Source organism: Mycobacterium sp., assembly GCF_965277065.1.
Lineage (GTDB): Bacteria > Actinomycetota > Actinomycetes > Mycobacteriales > Mycobacteriaceae > Mycobacterium.
Map to the genome: position 1 here is coordinate 1 of NZ_CBDIBT010000007.1, position 14,738 is coordinate 14,738.

The 14,738-nt window shown below is 65.7% G+C and carries 14 protein-coding genes, 1 tRNA gene and 1 pseudogene; 8 read left to right on the forward strand and 8 right to left on the reverse strand.

All coding sequences use genetic code 11. The features are described from left to right. On the reverse strand, positions 1-535 hold a 535-nt coding region (gene orn / locus ACQY5A_RS01020), incomplete at its 3' end, for an oligoribonuclease (protein WP_428338514.1). A gap of 120 nt (positions 536-655) precedes the next feature. Between orn and ACQY5A_RS01025 the strand changes: the two genes are divergently transcribed. Continuing rightward, positions 656-2,191 (forward strand): helicase HerA-like domain-containing protein, encoded by a 1,536-nt coding sequence (locus tag ACQY5A_RS01025; protein WP_428338515.1) that lies wholly within the window; start codon positions 656-658, stop codon positions 2,189-2,191. A 1-nt stretch (position 2,192) separates the two neighbouring features. Here the strand turns inward: ACQY5A_RS01025 and cmrA are convergent, their stop codons facing one another. After that, on the reverse strand, positions 2,193-2,996 hold the full coding sequence (gene cmrA / locus ACQY5A_RS01030; protein WP_428338516.1) for a mycolate reductase: 804 nt from the start codon (positions 2,994-2,996) through the stop codon (positions 2,193-2,195). A gap of 24 nt (positions 2,997-3,020) precedes the next feature. Between cmrA and ACQY5A_RS01035 the strand changes: the two genes are divergently transcribed. Then, positions 3,021-4,334, forward strand: a complete 1,314-nt coding sequence (locus tag ACQY5A_RS01035) for an MFS transporter (protein ID WP_428338517.1) — start codon at positions 3,021-3,023, stop codon at positions 4,332-4,334. On the opposite strand, the gene ACQY5A_RS01040 is transcribed toward ACQY5A_RS01035, so the two are convergent. Together ACQY5A_RS01040 and ACQY5A_RS01045 are read right to left on the reverse strand one after the other, a co-directional pair. Continuing rightward, positions 4,331-5,086 carry an MmpS family transport accessory protein gene (locus ACQY5A_RS01040; protein WP_428338518.1) on the reverse strand — a complete coding sequence of 252 codons (756 nt, stop codon included), beginning with the start codon at positions 5,084-5,086 and terminating at the stop codon, positions 4,331-4,333. The two genes, ACQY5A_RS01035 and ACQY5A_RS01040, sit on opposite strands and share 4 nt — an antisense overlap. A gap of 76 nt (positions 5,087-5,162) precedes the next feature. Continuing rightward, positions 5,163-5,795: an SACE_7040 family transcriptional regulator gene (locus tag ACQY5A_RS01045; protein WP_428338519.1), complete on the reverse strand. Its 633-nt coding sequence runs from the start codon at positions 5,793-5,795 to the stop codon at positions 5,163-5,165. Positions 5,796-5,876: 81 nt separating this feature from the next. On the opposite strand from ACQY5A_RS01045, the gene ACQY5A_RS01050 reads away from it, so the two are divergent. From ACQY5A_RS01050 to ACQY5A_RS01070, 5 genes are read left to right on the forward strand one after another with little or no spacing between them, the layout of a single operon-like run. Further along, entirely contained in the window at positions 5,877-7,427 is a 1,551-nt protein-coding gene (locus ACQY5A_RS01050) for a carboxyl transferase domain-containing protein (RefSeq protein ID WP_428338520.1), read from the forward strand. A gap of 5 nt (positions 7,428-7,432) precedes the next feature. Continuing rightward, entirely contained in the window at positions 7,433-9,418 is a 1,986-nt protein-coding gene (locus tag ACQY5A_RS01055; protein ID WP_428338521.1) for a biotin carboxylase N-terminal domain-containing protein, read from the forward strand. After that, positions 9,411-10,571 carry an acyl-CoA dehydrogenase family protein gene (locus ACQY5A_RS01060; RefSeq protein WP_428338522.1) on the forward strand — a complete coding sequence of 387 codons (1,161 nt, stop codon included), beginning with the start codon at positions 9,411-9,413 and terminating at the stop codon, positions 10,569-10,571. The genes ACQY5A_RS01055 and ACQY5A_RS01060 overlap by 8 nt, the downstream gene beginning before the upstream one ends. Positions 10,572-10,620: 49 nt before the next feature. Continuing rightward, the gene (locus ACQY5A_RS01065; protein ID WP_428338523.1) at positions 10,621-11,133 is read left to right on the forward strand and encodes a MaoC family dehydratase; all 513 of its coding nucleotides are present in this window, start codon (positions 10,621-10,623) and stop codon (positions 11,131-11,133) included. Then, a complete protein-coding gene (locus tag ACQY5A_RS01070; RefSeq protein WP_428338524.1) occupies positions 11,133-11,951 on the forward strand; it encodes an HpcH/HpaI aldolase/citrate lyase family protein in 819 nt (272 codons plus the stop codon). Before ACQY5A_RS01065 ends, ACQY5A_RS01070 begins: the two co-directional genes overlap by 1 nt. A gap of 18 nt (positions 11,952-11,969) precedes the next feature. On the opposite strand, the gene ACQY5A_RS01075 is transcribed toward ACQY5A_RS01070, so the two are convergent. The 4 genes from ACQY5A_RS01075 to ACQY5A_RS01090 all read right to left on the reverse strand — a co-directional run bounded on the left by ACQY5A_RS01075 (position 11,970) and on the right by ACQY5A_RS01090 (position 14,216). After that, positions 11,970-12,719 carry an enoyl-CoA hydratase gene (locus ACQY5A_RS01075; protein ID WP_428338525.1) on the reverse strand — a complete coding sequence of 250 codons (750 nt, stop codon included), beginning with the start codon at positions 12,717-12,719 and terminating at the stop codon, positions 11,970-11,972. A gap of 153 nt (positions 12,720-12,872) precedes the next feature. Further along, positions 12,873-13,466 carry an integrase core domain-containing protein gene (locus ACQY5A_RS01080; protein WP_428338526.1) on the reverse strand — a complete coding sequence of 198 codons (594 nt, stop codon included), beginning with the start codon at positions 13,464-13,466 and terminating at the stop codon, positions 12,873-12,875. A 324-nt stretch (positions 13,467-13,790) separates the two neighbouring features. After that, positions 13,791-14,066, reverse strand: coding sequence for a helix-turn-helix domain-containing protein (locus tag ACQY5A_RS01085; protein ID WP_428338528.1), 276 nt, complete (start codon positions 14,064-14,066; stop codon positions 13,791-13,793). A gap of 76 nt (positions 14,067-14,142) precedes the next feature. Next, positions 14,143-14,216 (reverse strand) — tRNA-Arg (locus ACQY5A_RS01090). A gap of 191 nt (positions 14,217-14,407) precedes the next feature. Between ACQY5A_RS01090 and ACQY5A_RS01095 the strand changes: the two are divergent. Further along, a pseudogene (locus tag ACQY5A_RS01095) lies at positions 14,408-14,738 on the forward strand (alpha/beta hydrolase); the annotation flags it as partial.

The window sequence follows — 14,738 nt, forward strand, 5'->3', positions numbered from 1 at the left end:
CGAACGCGGTGCCCCGGTAATACTGCAACTCGCGAATGGACTCGTGGATATCGGCCAGGGCGCGGTGCGCCAGGCCTTTGGCGGGCTGGCCGTAGTAGATCCGCGGATACCAGCGGCGGCACAGTTCTTTGATCGAGCTCACATCGATCATCCGATAGTGCAGAAACGAGTCCAGGGCGGGCATGTCGCGTGCGATGAAGCCACGGTCGGTAGCGATCGAGTTTCCTGCCAGCGGCGCCGTTTTGGCCTGCTTGACGTGTTGACGGATGTAATCGAGCGCCGCAGCTTCAGCGGTCGCGAGGTCCACGGAGGACGCCCGGACCTCCTCGATGAGCCCGGAGCGGGTGTGCATCTCGGTCACGACGTCGACCATCGAGTTCAGCGCCGAGTCGTCAGCGTGAATCACGACGTCCAGGCCGTCGCCGAGAACGTTCAGTTCGCTGTCGGTCACCAGGACGGCGATCTCGATCAACTTGTCCGAGCCCAGGTCCAGCCCGGTCATCTCACAGTCGATCCACACCAGTTCGTCCCGCACGGCATTCACAGTAGGCAAAGTTGCCTGGCTGCCCGCAGCCACCCCGGCTGAGCGGGTCTTTAGCAAGTAAGGTCGTGGGTTGTCACCGACCACGACTTCTAGGGGAGAGGCAGCGGCTTAGTGAGCAGTGAATCGACAGAGACTCCGGCACAGCAGATCGCTAAGGGCTACGCCGTCCAGGGCCAGGCCTTGGAGTTGGGCACGGTGGTCGTCGACGATAAGGCTGACCCGACCGCGCAGATCGGCATTCCGCTGGCCACCATCAACCGGCACGGCCTGGTGGCCGGCGCCACCGGTACCGGCAAGACAAAGACGCTGCAGGTGATCGCCGAGCAGCTCTCGGCGGCGGGCGTGCCCGTGCTGATGGCCGACGTCAAGGGCGACCTGTCCGGTTTGTCGAAGCCCGGTGAGAGCAGCGACAGGATCGCCGCACGCGCGAAGGACACCGGCGACGACTGGTCCCCGAGTGGCTTCCCGGTGGAGTTTCTGTCGCTGGGCACGAAGGGTATTGGTATTCCGGTTCGGGCCACGATCGCCAGCTTCGGGCCGATCCTCCTGTCAAAAGTTTTGGGCCTGAACAGTACTCAAGAATCGACGCTCGGTCTGATCTTCCACTGGGCCGAGTCGAAGCAGTACGAGCTGTTCAATTTGGCTGACCTGCGTGCGGTGATCAGCCACCTCACCAGCGACGAGGGCAAGGCCGATCTCAAGGACCTGGGCGGGGTTTCAGCTCAGACGGCTGGGGTCATCTTGCGCGCCCTCGTCAATCTGGAAGGCGAAGGCGGCGATACCTTTTTCGGTGAGCCGGAACTCGATCCCAACGTATTGCTCAATAGCGACAGCAAAACTCCCGCAACGATCTGGCTGCTCGAACTGGGCGACCAAGCCGCCCGCCCGGTGCTGTTCTCCACCTTCTTGATGTGGATCCTGTCCACGCTCTTCAGGTCGCTCCCCGAGGTCGGCGACATCGACAAACCCAAGCTGGTTTTCTTCTTCGACGAGGCGCACCTGCTGTTCGCCGACGCGTCGAAGGCATTCCTGGACCAGGTGGAGCAGACCGTGAAGCTGATCCGCTCTCGCGGCGTCGGCGTGTTCTTCTGCACCCAGTTGCCCACCGACATTCCCAATGCCGTTCTGTCGCAACTGGGTGCGCGCATCCAGCACGCGCTGCGGGCGTTCACCCCCGATGACCAGAAGGCATTGACCAGGACCGTCCGCACCTACCCGAAGACGGACGTCTACGACCTCGCCTCGGCGCTCACGTCGCTGGGCATCGGCGAGGCGATCGTGACTGTGCTGTCTGAGCGGGGTGCGCCAACACCAGTCGCCTGGACCAGGCTGCGCTCACCGCGTTCGCTGATGGCCGCCATCGGCGACAAAGCGATAGAGGACGCAGCCAAATCCAGCCCACTGCAACAGAAATACGGCAAGACGGTCGATTCGCCATCCGCTTACGAGAAGATCGAAGCCGAAAAAGCCAAGGCCCCAGCCGATCAGCCCGCGGTGGCGGGATCGAAGAACGCGCCCGAGGCCGCCAAGAAGCCCGGCTGGTTCAGCCGATTCGTCAACAGCCGCGGCTTCCAGACCTTCCTCAAGGCACTGGGTACCGAACTCATCCGCAACATGTTCGGCGGTGGCACCAAACGCCGTCGCTAGGTCAGGTGCCCATCTTCTTGTAGAAGCTCCCGACGATCGGGGCGACGATCGCACGTGGTGCGTACTGGCTGGCCACCGACATGGCCTTGGACGTCACGCCGGGTACCACACGCATCTTGTTGCGCGCCAACGCATCCAGCGACTTCTTCGCGGTGTACTCGGTGGAGATCCACAAGAAGTCCGGCACCAGCTTCTCGACGATCGAGGCCTCCGACGCTTCGGGCAGGTCGGTACGCACCGGACCCGGGGCCAACACCGTCACGTGCACACCGGTTTTGCGTAGTTCGCCGCGCAACGACTCGCTGAAGGTGTTCGCGAACGCCTTGGTCGCCGCGTAGGTCGCGTTGTACGGGATCGGCGAATTGCCCGCTGCCGAACCGGAAATCAGAATGCCGCCTGCTTTGCGCTCGATCATTCCCGGCAGCACCGCCAACACCAGGTCGTGCACCGCGACTGCATTCAATTGCACCTGAGCTCGCTCCAGCGCGGCGTCCAGTGCTGACACTGACCCGAAGGTCGCGGTGCCGGCGTTGGCGCACAGGATCGAGATCTCCCGGGTGGCCAGTTCGTCGACCAGCTTGGCGCGGTCGGCGGGGTCGGCCAGGTCGGCCGGGCGCACTTCGACGGTGACGCCGTATTTTTCGGTCAGGTTGCCGGCGAGCGCGGTGAGCAGATCCTCGCGGCGAGCGGTGATGATCAGGCTGTGACCGCGCGCTGCCAATTCGGTGGCCAGTGCTTCGCCAATGTTCTGCGAAGCTCCGGTGACAACTGCACGAGCGTCGGGACTGGGGGCGGGTACCGGCATGCGGCAATGGTAGACAGACCCACGATGTCTGAATCCATCAGTGACGTTTCGCGCGGCTCCACGCGGTCTCAAGCGGTGGCGTGGGCGCTGTGGGACACCGGCTCCGCCGGCGTGAGCGCGGTCGTGGTGACATTCGTGTTCTCGGTGTATCTGACCGGCGCCGTCGGGAAAGGCTTGCAGGGTGGGGTCACGCCGGCGAGTTGGCTGGGTCGGGCGCTGGCAATCGCCGGGTTGGCGATCGCCGTGCTGGCCCCGGTGATCGGCGTCTGGGTCGAGAACCCCCGCCGGCGACACTTGACCCTGACCGTGCTGACCGGGTTGGTGGTCGGGCTGGTCAGCACGATGAGCCTGATCCGCGAGCGCCCCGAATATCTGTGGGCGGGGTTGGCGCTGCTCGCGGTCGGTGCGGCGTGCGGCGATCTGGCCAGCGTTCCGTACAACGCGATGCTGCGACAGCTCGCGACGCCGCAGAACTCCGGGCGGATCTCCGGGTTCGGCCTGGCGGCGGCCTTCGTCGGCAGCGTCGGCCTGTTGCTGCTTATCTATCTCGGTTGCATCGACGGGAAAGGCCCCACCCGCGGGTTCCTGCACCTGTCGGTCGGCGACGGCATGAATGTGCGGATCGCGATGCTGGTGGCGGCCGGCTGGCTGGTGCTGTTCGCGGCTCCACTGCTGTTGACCGCGCCCAGGCTGCCGGCGCCGGCGGAGGCCGACGGGCCCGCCCAAAGCGCCCTGGGTGGCTATCGCAGGCTCTGGACGGACCTGTTCAGCGAGTGGCGCCGAGATCGCAACCTGGTCTATTACCTGTTGGCCGCGGCGGTTTTTCGGGACGGCCTGGCCGGTGTGTTCACCTTCGGCGGCGTGCTCGGCGTCAACGCCTACGGAATCTCGCCGGACGATGTGCTGATCTTCGGAGTGGCCGCCAGCGTGGTGGCCGCCCTCGGCGCCGTATTCGGTGGTTTCCTGGACGACTGGATCGGGTCCAAGCCCGTCATCATCGGCTCGCTGGCCAGCATCATCGCGGCCGGGCTGGCGATGGTGGCGTTGTCCGGTCCGCACGCTTTCTGGGCCACCGGGCTGCTGCTCTGCCTGTTCATCGGGCCCGCGCAGGCGTCGGCGCGGACGCTGCTGCTGCGGATGTCCAGCGAGGGAAAAGAAGGCGTCGCCTTCGGCCTTTACACGATGACCGGGCGTGCGGTGTCGTTCGTGGCGCCGTGGCTGTTCTCGTTGTTTGTCGACGTGTTCGGGGCGGTCCGGGCCGGGATGGGTGGGCTGTGCCTGGTCATGGGCGTCGGACTGCTGGGTCTGCTGATGGTGCGTGTCCCGCGCCGGGTTTAGCCGTTGCCGTTGCAGATCGTCAGGCCGGCGCCGCTGCGCTGGTTGATCTCGACCCCGTCGACGGTCACCGAGCAGGTGACGTCGTGCCCGATGTTCACGATGGTGACGTTGGGCGTCCTGCTGCCGGACTCGGGCAGGCTGACTTCCTTACTCCACGGCAGCCCGACGTTGAACTCGGTCTGCATCATGCCGTCGGTGTCCACGTAAGTGATGCTGATGGCGCGGCCGTCGCCGCTGACGTTGTAGACCACGGTCTGCATGGTGCTCGGATCAGCGGGCTGGCCGGGCTCGGTCGGGCCCGCCTCGGGCGGGCGGCCCGAATGTGACGGCGAATGCGGTACGACCGGGACAGGCCTCGGTGAACTCGGCGTCGACGGCAGCGCGGGCACGGCCGTCTGCTTGCGGGCCGTGCCATTGGCGATCACCAACGAGATCAGCAACGCGGTGACCAGCACCACCGCCGCGGCGGCGGCAACCCACAGCCAGCGCGGCGCCTTCGGTTTTCCCGGCTCGGGGTCCAGCGGCGCCTGATCCGGCGGAGGCTGGCCCTGCAGCCAGTACTGCGGCAGCTTGTCCGTGGGGTTTGCCGAGTTCGGATCGTGCGACGAGCCGGAGTAGTACGGCGGCGGGTAAGACGGCTGGCCGCTGTAGGCGGGGTCGACGTGCGGCCGGTAAGCCTGGTGCAACCGTTGGGTTTGCTCGTTCCGCTCTTGGATCGAACGGGTGTCGTCGGGATGACGTCGATCGCTCATGCCCACCTCATTTCTGCAGGGTACCTGCAGTGCAACCGTCGGTGCCGAAACGTCTGATGAACAGTGAAGATGCTGGTCATGACGACGTTACGCCGACGCTCAGCGCGGCAACGGTCATCGCCCGCATCACCGCACGAGACCGTGCGGGGCTGTCGGGCTTGAGGCTGTGCGGGGTGGAGTTGAGCAACCCGAATGCGGCGTGCGCCATCAGCCTGGCGTCGGTCTCGGCGAGACCGGGCTGGAGCTCGCGCAGGACGCCCACCCACACTTCGACGTATTGACGCTGGGCCCGGCGCACCTGGCGCTCGGCCGCAGCCGGCAGATAGGTCAGGTCGCGATCCTGGATCCGGATGAGGTCGGGCTCACCGAGGGTGAAGTCGAGGTGAAAGTCGATCAGGCCGTCGAGCGCAGCGGCGGCGTTCGACTCTCGCGAGCGGACCTCGCGCGCTCCGGCCAGTAGTCGGGTGCTGATCCCGACCAGCAGCTCGACCAGCAGCGACTCCTTGTTGGGGAAGTGCCGATAGATCGCGGGCCCGCTGACACCCGTTGCCGCGCCGATGTCTTCGAGCCGCACCGCCAGGAAACCGCGTTCGGCGAACAGTCGCTCCGCGGCGGCCAGCAGTTGCAGGCGGCGGTCCGACTTGCGCTGGCTGCGAGGGTTCGGTGCCGGGATCTGGTCGCCACGCTCGGCCGGGGCGGACGCTGCCATCCAGCCTCCCTAGACAGTTCGGTTAACGGCCACTAACATAGCATGAGTTAGTGACCATTAACCGAAATTGGCGCGCAATCGATGACCTCACCGACGGAGAACCGCACGGCGCATACCGCTCTTGTCGAGCAGTTGCGCGGCAAGCTCGCGACGGCCGCGCTGGGCGGTTCGGAACGCTCCCGCGCCCGCCACGTCGACCGCGGCAAGCTGCTGCCGCGGATGCGCGTCGACGGGCTGCTCGACGCCGGCAGTCCCTTGCTCGAGATCGCGCCGTTGGCCGCCGACGGGATGTATGACGACGAGTGCCCAGGGGCCGGCATCATCACCGGGATCGGCAGGATCTCCGGACGGGAATGCATGATCGTCGCCAACGACGCCACGGTCAAAGGTGGTACCTACTACCCGATTACGGTCAAGAAGCACCTGCGCGCCCAGGAGATCGCCGCGCAGAACCGGCTGCCCTGTATCTATCTGGTCGACTCCGGTGGCGCGTTCCTGCCGCGTCAGGACGAGGTTTTCCCGGATCGCGACCATTTCGGCCGGATCTTCTACAACCAGGCCAATCTCAGCGCGCAGGGCATCCCGCAGATCGCCGCCGTGCTCGGATCCTGCACCGCCGGCGGCGCCTACGTTCCGGCGATGAGCGACGAAGCGATCATCGTTCGCAACCAGGGCACCATCTTTCTGGGCGGCCCGCCGCTGGTGAAGGCGGCTACTGGTGAGGTGGTCACGGCCGAGGATCTCGGTGGCGGAGAACTGCATTCGAAGACCTCCGGTGTCACCGACCACCTCGCGCAGGACGACCGCGATGCGTTGCGCATTGTCCGGCGCATCGTATCGACGCTGGGGCCGCGCGAACGACCCATCTGGGATGTGCAGCCGACGGTGGACCCGATCGCCGATCAATCGGAGCTCTACGACGTGGTGCCGGTCGATCCGAGAATTCCGTACGACGTGCACACCGTGATCAACCGGATCGTCGACGGCGGCGAATTCGCCGAATTCAAAGCCGAATACGGCGCCACCCTGATCACCGGGTTCGCCCGCATCCACGGCCACCCTGTCGGCATCGTGGCCAACAACGGGGTGCTGTTCTCTGAATCCGCGGTCAAGGGAGCGCATTTCATCGAGCTGTGCGACAAGCGGATGGCGCCGCTGTTGTTCCTGCAGAACATCTCCGGGTTCATGGTCGGCCGTGAATACGAAGCCGGTGGCATCGCCAAACACGGCGCGAAGATGGTCACCGCGGTGGCCTGCGCGCGGGTGCCCAAGCTGACCGTGGTGATCGGTGGGTCCTACGGCGCAGGCAACTATTCGATGTGCGGGCGGGCGTATTCGCCGCGTTTTCTGTGGATGTGGCCGAACGCGCGGATTTCCGTGATGGGCGGTGAGCAGGCGGCGTCGGTTCTCGCGACGGTGCGTGGGGAGATGACCGCCGAGGAGGAAGAAGCGTTGAAAGCTCCGATCCGCGCCCAATACGAACATCAGGGCAACCCGTACTACTCGACGGCGCGACTCTGGGACGATGGTGTCATCGACCCGGCAGATACCAGAACGGTTGTTGGGCTCGCGCTTTCGGTGACTTCCACCGCGCCGGTCAACCCGGTGTCCTACGGCGTCTTCCGGATGTGAGCGCGATGGGCCTGCATACCGTTCTGGTCGCGAACCGGGGTGAGATCGCCGTTCGGGTGATCCGCACACTCAAGGCGATGGGCATTCGATCGGTGGCCGTCTACAGCGACGCCGACGTCAACGCGCGACACGTCACCGCGGCCGACGTCGCGATCGTGATCGGTCCGCCGGCGGCACGAGACAGCTATCTCAATGTTGCCGCGATCGTCGACGCGGCCGTGCGCACCGGCGCTCAGGCGGTCCACCCCGGCTACGGATTCCTCTCGGAGAATGCTGATTTCGCGGCTGCTCTGGCATCGGCCGGGATTGCGTTCATCGGGCCGCCGGTCGGTGCCATCCAGACCATGGGCGACAAGATCGCCGCCAAGGGGACCGTGTCGGCCTTCGGCGTGCCGGTGGTGCCCGGCATCGCGCGGCCTGGCCTGACCGACGAGGAACTGATCGTGGCCGCCGAGGACATCGGTTACCCGGTCCTGGTCAAACCCTCCGCCGGTGGCGGCGGCAAGGGCATGCACATGGTTGAGCAGTCGGCAGACCTGCCCGCCGCCCTGGTCAGCGCTCGTCGTGAGTCCGCTGCCGCATTCGGTGACGACACGCTCTTTCTGGAGCGGTTTGTGCTGCGCCCCAGGCATATCGAGGTGCAGGTGCTGGCCGATACGCACGGCAATGTGGTGCATTTCGGGGAGCGGGAGTGCAGCCTGCAGCGCCGGCATCAAAAGGTGATCGAGGAGGCTCCGTCTCCGCTGCTCGATCCCGAGACCCGCGCCCGGATCGGCGCCGCCGCCTGCGATACCGCCCGCAGCGTGGAGTACACCGGCGCGGGCACGGTGGAGTTCATCGTCTCCGCCGACCGGCCCCATGAGTTCTTCTTCATGGAGATGAACACCCGGCTGCAGGTCGAGCATCCCGTCACCGAATTGGTGACCGGATGGGATCTCGTCGAGTGGCAGGTCCGGATCGCGGCAGGGGAGAAGCTGACCGTCGGCCAGGCCGATATCACGTTGCGGGGTCACGCGATTGAAGCGCGGGTGTACGCGGAGGATCCAGCACACGGCTTTCTACCCACCGGCGGCGATGTGCTGGCGGTGACGGAGTCCAACGCGGCCGGCGTGCGGATCGACTCGGGCCTGTCGGCAGGGATGGTTGTCGCCAGCGACTACGATCCCATGTTGGCCAAAGTCATTGCCTACGGCGCGGATCGGGCCGCGGCGCTGCGAACCCTGGATCGGGCGCTGGCAGACACCGCGGTGCTCGGTGTTGTCACCAACATCGAGTTCATTCGTTTCCTGCTGACCGACCCTGACGTCGTCGCGGGCCGGCTCGACACCGGACTGCTGGACCGTCGTGCCGGCGACTTCGTGGCGGCGGAGCCCTCCGATGAACAGTTCGTCGCCGCAGCGGCGTTCCGATGGTTGCGACGTTTTGCTGAGGCGGGTGCCGACCTGTGGGAGGTGCCGTCCGGGTGGCGGATCGGTCGCCGCGCGCCGGTCAGCGTTCGGCTGCGGGCCGGGGACCGCACCGACCACGTGCACGTCGTTGGTGACCCAGGCGCTGCCGAGGTTCGCATCGAAGATGGTGAATCTCGTGTGCTGCAAGCCGCTTTGGTAGGTGACCGGCTGACAGTGACTCTTGACGGGCTGCGAGCCACGTATACCGTTGCAGCGCAGGACAGCAAGATCTGGCTGGCCCGCGACGGCGTCTTCGCGGTGCTCGAGGAGGTCCGCGAGCCATCGGTCCGTGAAGACGAAGAGCTCAGCGGGGACGCCGAGTTGATCAGCCCGATGCCCGGCGCGGTCGTCGCGGTCGGCGTGGACGACGGTGCCGAGGTTTCGGCAGGAACCGTCGTGGTCACGGTCGAAGCGATGAAGATGGAGCACGCGCTGACTGCGCCGGTGGACGGTGTCGTCGAACTTCTTGTCGCCGTTGGCGATCAGGTGAAAGTGGGCCAGCCGCTGGCCCGAATCAAGGCAGGGGACAACGCTGATGAGTGATTTTCTGTCGACCGGGACGCTCCCGGACGAATATCAACAGCTGGCCAAGACGGTCCGCGACTTCGCTCAGAGCGTGGTCGCGCCGGTAGCTGCAAAGCACGACGCCGAACACTCCTTCCCCTACGAAGTGGTGGCCGGGATGGCCGAGATGGGCTTGTTCGGCCTGCCGTTCCCCGAGGAGTGGGGCGGCATGGGCGGCGACTACTTCGCCCTGTGCCTGGCGCTGGAAGAACTGGGCAAGGTCGACCAGAGTGTGGCGATCACCCTCGAGGCTGGGGTTTCGCTGGGCGCGATGCCGGTTTACCGGTTCGGCAGCGAAGCGCAGAAGCAGGAATGGTTGCCGCAGTTGGCCAGTGGACGTGCACTGGGTGCGTTCGGTCTGACCGAGCCGGGTGGCGGCACCGATGCCGGTGCGACGAAAACCACCGCGCAGCTCGACGACGGCCATTGGGTGATCAACGGCTCCAAGCAGTTCATCACCAACTCCGGCACCGACATCACCAAGCTGGTCACCGTCACCGCGGTGACCGGTGAGCGAGATGGCAGGAAGGAGATCTCGTCGATCCTGATTCCCGCGCCCACCAAGGGATTCACCGTGGAGCCCGCCTACGACAAGGTTGGTTGGAACGCCTCGGACACCCACCCGCTGAGCTTCGACGATGTGCGGGTCCCGGAGGCGAATATGCTGGGGGAGCGCGGCCGCGGCTACGCCAACTTCCTGCGCATCCTCGACGAGGGCCGCATCGCGATCGCGGCGCTGTCCACCGGCGTTGCGCAAGGCTGCGTCGACGAGAGTGTCAAGTACGCCCGCGACCGCGAAGCATTTGGGCAAGCGATCGGGCGGTATCAGTCCATCGCGTTCACCATCGCCCGGATGGAGGCCCGCGCGCACACCGCCCGCACCGCCTACTACGACGCAGCGGCGCTGATGCTGGCTGGCAAGCCGTTCAAGAAGCAGGCGGCGATCGCGAAGCTGGTCGCCAGCGAAGCGGCGATGGACAATGCCCGAGACGCCACCCAGGTTCACGGCGGCTACGGGTTCATGAATGAATTCACCGTGGCCCGGCATTACCGGGACAGCAAGATTCTCGAGATCGGTGAGGGGACCACGGAGGTGCAGCTGATGTTGATCGCCCGCGAGGTTGGACTGTGAAGTCGAGTGAGCGGAACGAGCGCCAGCGCGTGACGGGAACGGTGAGCCTGTGACTAATGGCGAGCAGCCGGTCCGGACGGTCGTCCAGCGCGGCCTGTGGTTCGAGGAGTTCGAAACCGGTGTGCGGTATCTGCATCGTCCGGGCCGAACGATCACCGAGGCCGACAATGTATTGTTCACGACGCTGACGATGAATACTCAAGCGCTGCATCTGGATGCCGCGTTCTCCGATGCGCTACCACCGTTCAACCAGCGATTGGTGAACTCGATGTTCACCCTGTCGACGCTGGTCGGCCTTTCGGTCGCGCAACTGACCCAGGGCACCATCGTCGGCAATCTCGGTTTCTCCGACATCGCGTTCCCCAAACCGCTTTTCCACGGTGACACGCTGTACGCCGAAACCGTCATCCTCGAGAAGCGGGCCTCCGCAAGTCGTCCGGGTGAGGGCATCGTGACGTTCGCGCACACCGGGCGCAACCAGCACGACGAGGTGGTCGCCACCGCGAACCGCAAGACCTTGGTGCGGATGCAGCCACCCGAGTCCGCCGGTGGGGATGACTGATGGGCCTCAGCAATCCCGGGCCGGCGTGGTTGTTCTGCCCGGCCGATCGTCCGGAGCGCTACCACAAGGCCGTCGCGGCAGCCGATGTCGTGATCCTCGATCTCGAGGACGGGTGTGCACCCGCTGATCGGCCTGCCGCGCGCAAAGCACTGGTTGACGTCCAGCTGGATCCGGCCCGAACCGTGGTGCGCGTCAACCAGTTCGGCACCGCCGACCAGAAACTCGATCTCGAAGCGCTCGCGCAAACCCCGTACGACACCGTGATGCTGCCGAAATGTGAAGCAGTCGAACAGATCAGCGCGCTGGCGCCGCTGGACGTGATCGTACTTGTCGAGTCGCCGAAGGGTGCGCTGATCGTGACGGACACCGTCCAGGTGGACAACGCCGTCGCGGTGATGTGGGGGGCTGAGGATCTGTTCGCGGTGCTCGGCGGTACGGCCAACCGCTACCCGGACGGGACGTATCGCGAGGTTGCCCGCCATGTCCGTTCGCAGTCGCTGTTGGCGGCCAAGGCCTACGGTCGACTCGCGCTGGATTCGGTCTATCTTGATATCCAAGACCTCGACGGGCTACGCGCCGAGGTCGATGACGCCGTCGCGGTGGGCTTCGACGCCAAGGTTGCCATCCACCCGAGTCAGGTGCCGGTGATCCGGGCCGGATATGCGCCGTCGCCCAAGCACATCCAATGGGCGCGCGACGTTCTCGCCGCAGCCGTGGATGAACGCGGCGTCTTCGCGTTCGGGGGCGGCATGGTCGATGCACCGGTGTTGCGGCGAGCCGAGCGGATCGTGCACCTGGCCGGTGAAGCCGGCTCGTAGCAGCCCGGCCGGTAGCGCCTACTTCCTTTTGGCCGCATCCAGTCGCGCGGCGAACTCTGGTGACTGGATCGAGTGAGCCTGCGGCCCGAGTTCGGTGTCCTTGGCCTGCTCGTGCAGATCGACATCGAACGCACCCGGGCTGGCGGTAGCCCGCATGGTGGCTTTGGTGGCAAGCACCACCTCGCGCGGCGCAGCCGCCGGGCCGGCCGCCAACTCCAGTGCGGCGGCAACCGGGTCGTCGGCGATGCTGAGCGCAAGGCCATGCCGCACAGCGGATTCCGCGTCGAAGCGCATGCCGAACAGCAGCGCGGCGCGGGCCACCTGCGGTCCGACTCCGCGGTGCAGCATCCATGTCGCGCCGCCGCCGGGATGAATCCCCAGCTTCTGGAAACGGCTGTCGAACAACGCGTTTGGCCCCGCTATGCGCACGTCGGCAGCCAGCGCCAAGTTCAGTCCGGCACCAACGGCGGGGCCGTTGACGGCAGCGATCGTCGGCAGCGTGCACTTGCCCACGGCCATGAAGCCGTCGTAGAGCCGGCGCAATCCCTCCTCGGCGGCGCCGCCCAGGGCGCTGAGGTCAGCTCCGGCACAAAACGCCTTGCCGGCACCGGTGACGACCACCGCATGCACGTCGGCGTCAGCCTCGGCGCGTTCTACGGCGGCGCGCAGCTGCGTTGACATGTCGCTGGTGACGGCATTGCGGCGGTCCGGGTCGTTGACGGTGATCAGCGCGACACGGTCGGCGACATCGAACAAGACCAGGGACATCGGGGACCTCCGTAGATCGGCCGGGCGACGGCATATGGCGCACCGCTGGACGACACGCGCCACAGGTGACTTATCGGCCACATTGGCACCTGAGCTGCACCCCCGGCAGTGTCATGTCTCGGGACATCGTTGACAGGTGTCCCGAGACATGGTTTACACCTTGATCCGGTTTTCTGGTGAGTTTCCGCATTTGACGCCGCGTGGCTGGTAGTCGCGGCTGGGGTCCAGGGTGAGTTTGCGGATGAGTTGGCCGGTGGTGTGGTCGAGGACTCTGATGTCGCGGTCGTTGATCAAGACGATGACGTGGGTACCGCGGCGTCGTTTGCTCAGTCCGATGTGGTGTAGGCGGCTGTTGTAGCGGATGGTGATGACGCCGGCGGCGTCGATGCGGTCGTGGCGGACTCGGTAGTGGGGCGCGATCTTGTAGGCGGTGGGGAATGCTTTGGGTCGAGAGGTGAAGGCCTGCAGCGGTGTTCGTCTGTTGATGGCGCGGTGCGGACGCTCGGTGTTGTAGTAGTTGGTGAAGGCGTCGAGTTGGTGTTGAAGCTCAGCGATGGTGGCGGCCGGGGGTTGGGCGCGCAGGTGTTTTTTCAGGGTTTGGTGGAATCGCTCGACTTTGCCGCAGGTCTGCGGGTGATAGGGCCGGCTGGAGATGTATTTGACGCCGAGTTCGCCCAGGATGACCTGTAGGGCGGTGCGGCCCCCGCGCCGGGGTGTGGCGGTGAAAATGGCTCCGTTGTCGGTCAATACGCATGCCGGTGTGCCCCAGGCGGTGAAAGCGGTGGTGAAGGTGTCGGTGACATCGAGGCACGGTGACGCTGGGTCGGGCGGTGCTGGCCAGGGCGAGGCGAGAGTGGTCGTCGAGCAGGTTGAGGATTTCAGCGCCAGTGTGATCGGCGAGCTGCCAGTGGGTGACGTCGGCTTGCCAGAGTTCGTTGGGTTGTGCGGCGCAGAACCGTTTCCACGCCGATCGGGGCCGTTTGTGCGGCTGGGCGACGATGAACCCGCGCCGGGACAGTACACGCCAAATGGTGGATACCGCAGCGACTTCGGCGATGGCCGGGTCGCGGGTCATATGTTCGGCGATGGTCGCCGCCCGGCGTCATAGCCCTGTTTGGTCAGGGTTTTACGCAGCCGGATGATGGTTTCTTCCACTGCGGCGTCGATGGCGTGCGGATTGTGATGGGGTCGTCGCGACCGGTGTTCGTAGGCCGCAGCACCCTCGGCTTCGTAGCGTTTGACCAGCTGCTGCACCCAATAGCGCGACAGGCCATAGTCGCGGGCAACCTCGCTTTTGCTGCGGCCTTCGATGACCACGGCAGTGATGACGAGCTGGGCCTTGGACATGGTTGACCTCCCACGCTGCTGAGGTGTCAACTATGTCGCGAGACAGCTGCCAACTATGTCGTGAAATCAGACACTGCACCCCCGGCAGGATTCGAACCTGCGACCACAAGATTAGAAGTCATGTGCTCTATCCAGCTGAGCTACGGGGGCCGAGGAGTTCAAGCCCAGGTCAGTGTAGCCAACTGGAGAAACGGGTAATCCTGACCTCGCAACGCCGCCCGAAATGGCGCTGGCGCGGATAGCAATTGGTCTAGTGTGAGGCCTGCCACACGCCCCGGGGGACAGTAATGCTGCGGGAATCGTGTGCGCAACGGACCTCATCGACGAGGAGCGGCAAAGGCATGACCGTAGCCATTGATGTCAGGACGCGCTGTTCCCAGGCGCGTAGCGAAATGCTGCAGCTCGCTGCGATGCCGCTCGAGGCGTATCGCACCGGCGCACTGTTGCTGCGTGGCTCGCCCGTGGTGGCGCGCTTTCTGGCAGGTTGGCTCTCCGCTGAGTTCCCCCCGCACGTCGTCACGGGTCATGCCCTGTCCGGGGTGGCGCCGCTCGACCGGTTGGCGACGACCTGGGCCGCGCAGCGGGCAGACCAGGTGCTGACCTCGGCTTTGGCCGACTCGTTGGGCCCGAACTACCGCGACGAGGTCATCCAGCCGATCGACCGCCCCGCGT

Excerpts from the sequence above, each read along its gene's own strand:
- cmrA (WP_428338516.1), bottom strand. The coding sequence starts at position 2,996 with ATGCCGGTACCCGCCCCCAGTCCCGACGCTCGTGCAGTTGTCACCGGA.
- ACQY5A_RS01035 (WP_428338517.1), top strand. The coding sequence starts at position 3,021 with ATGTCTGAATCCATCAGTGACGTTTCGCGCGGCTCCACGCGGTCTCAA.
- ACQY5A_RS01040 (WP_428338518.1), bottom strand. The coding sequence starts at position 5,086 with ATGAGCGATCGACGTCATCCCGACGACACCCGTTCGATCCAAGAGCGG.
- ACQY5A_RS01045 (WP_428338519.1), bottom strand. The coding sequence starts at position 5,795 with ATGGCAGCGTCCGCCCCGGCCGAGCGTGGCGACCAGATCCCGGCACCG.
- ACQY5A_RS01050 (WP_428338520.1), top strand. The coding sequence starts at position 5,877 with ATGACCTCACCGACGGAGAACCGCACGGCGCATACCGCTCTTGTCGAG.
- ACQY5A_RS01055 (WP_428338521.1), top strand. The coding sequence starts at position 7,433 with ATGGGCCTGCATACCGTTCTGGTCGCGAACCGGGGTGAGATCGCCGTT.
- ACQY5A_RS01060 (WP_428338522.1), top strand. The coding sequence starts at position 9,411 with ATGAGTGATTTTCTGTCGACCGGGACGCTCCCGGACGAATATCAACAG.
- ACQY5A_RS01070 (WP_428338524.1), top strand. The coding sequence starts at position 11,133 with ATGGGCCTCAGCAATCCCGGGCCGGCGTGGTTGTTCTGCCCGGCCGAT.
- ACQY5A_RS01075 (WP_428338525.1), bottom strand. The coding sequence starts at position 12,719 with ATGTCCCTGGTCTTGTTCGATGTCGCCGACCGTGTCGCGCTGATCACC.
- ACQY5A_RS01085 (WP_428338528.1), bottom strand. The coding sequence starts at position 14,066 with ATGTCCAAGGCCCAGCTCGTCATCACTGCCGTGGTCATCGAAGGCCGC.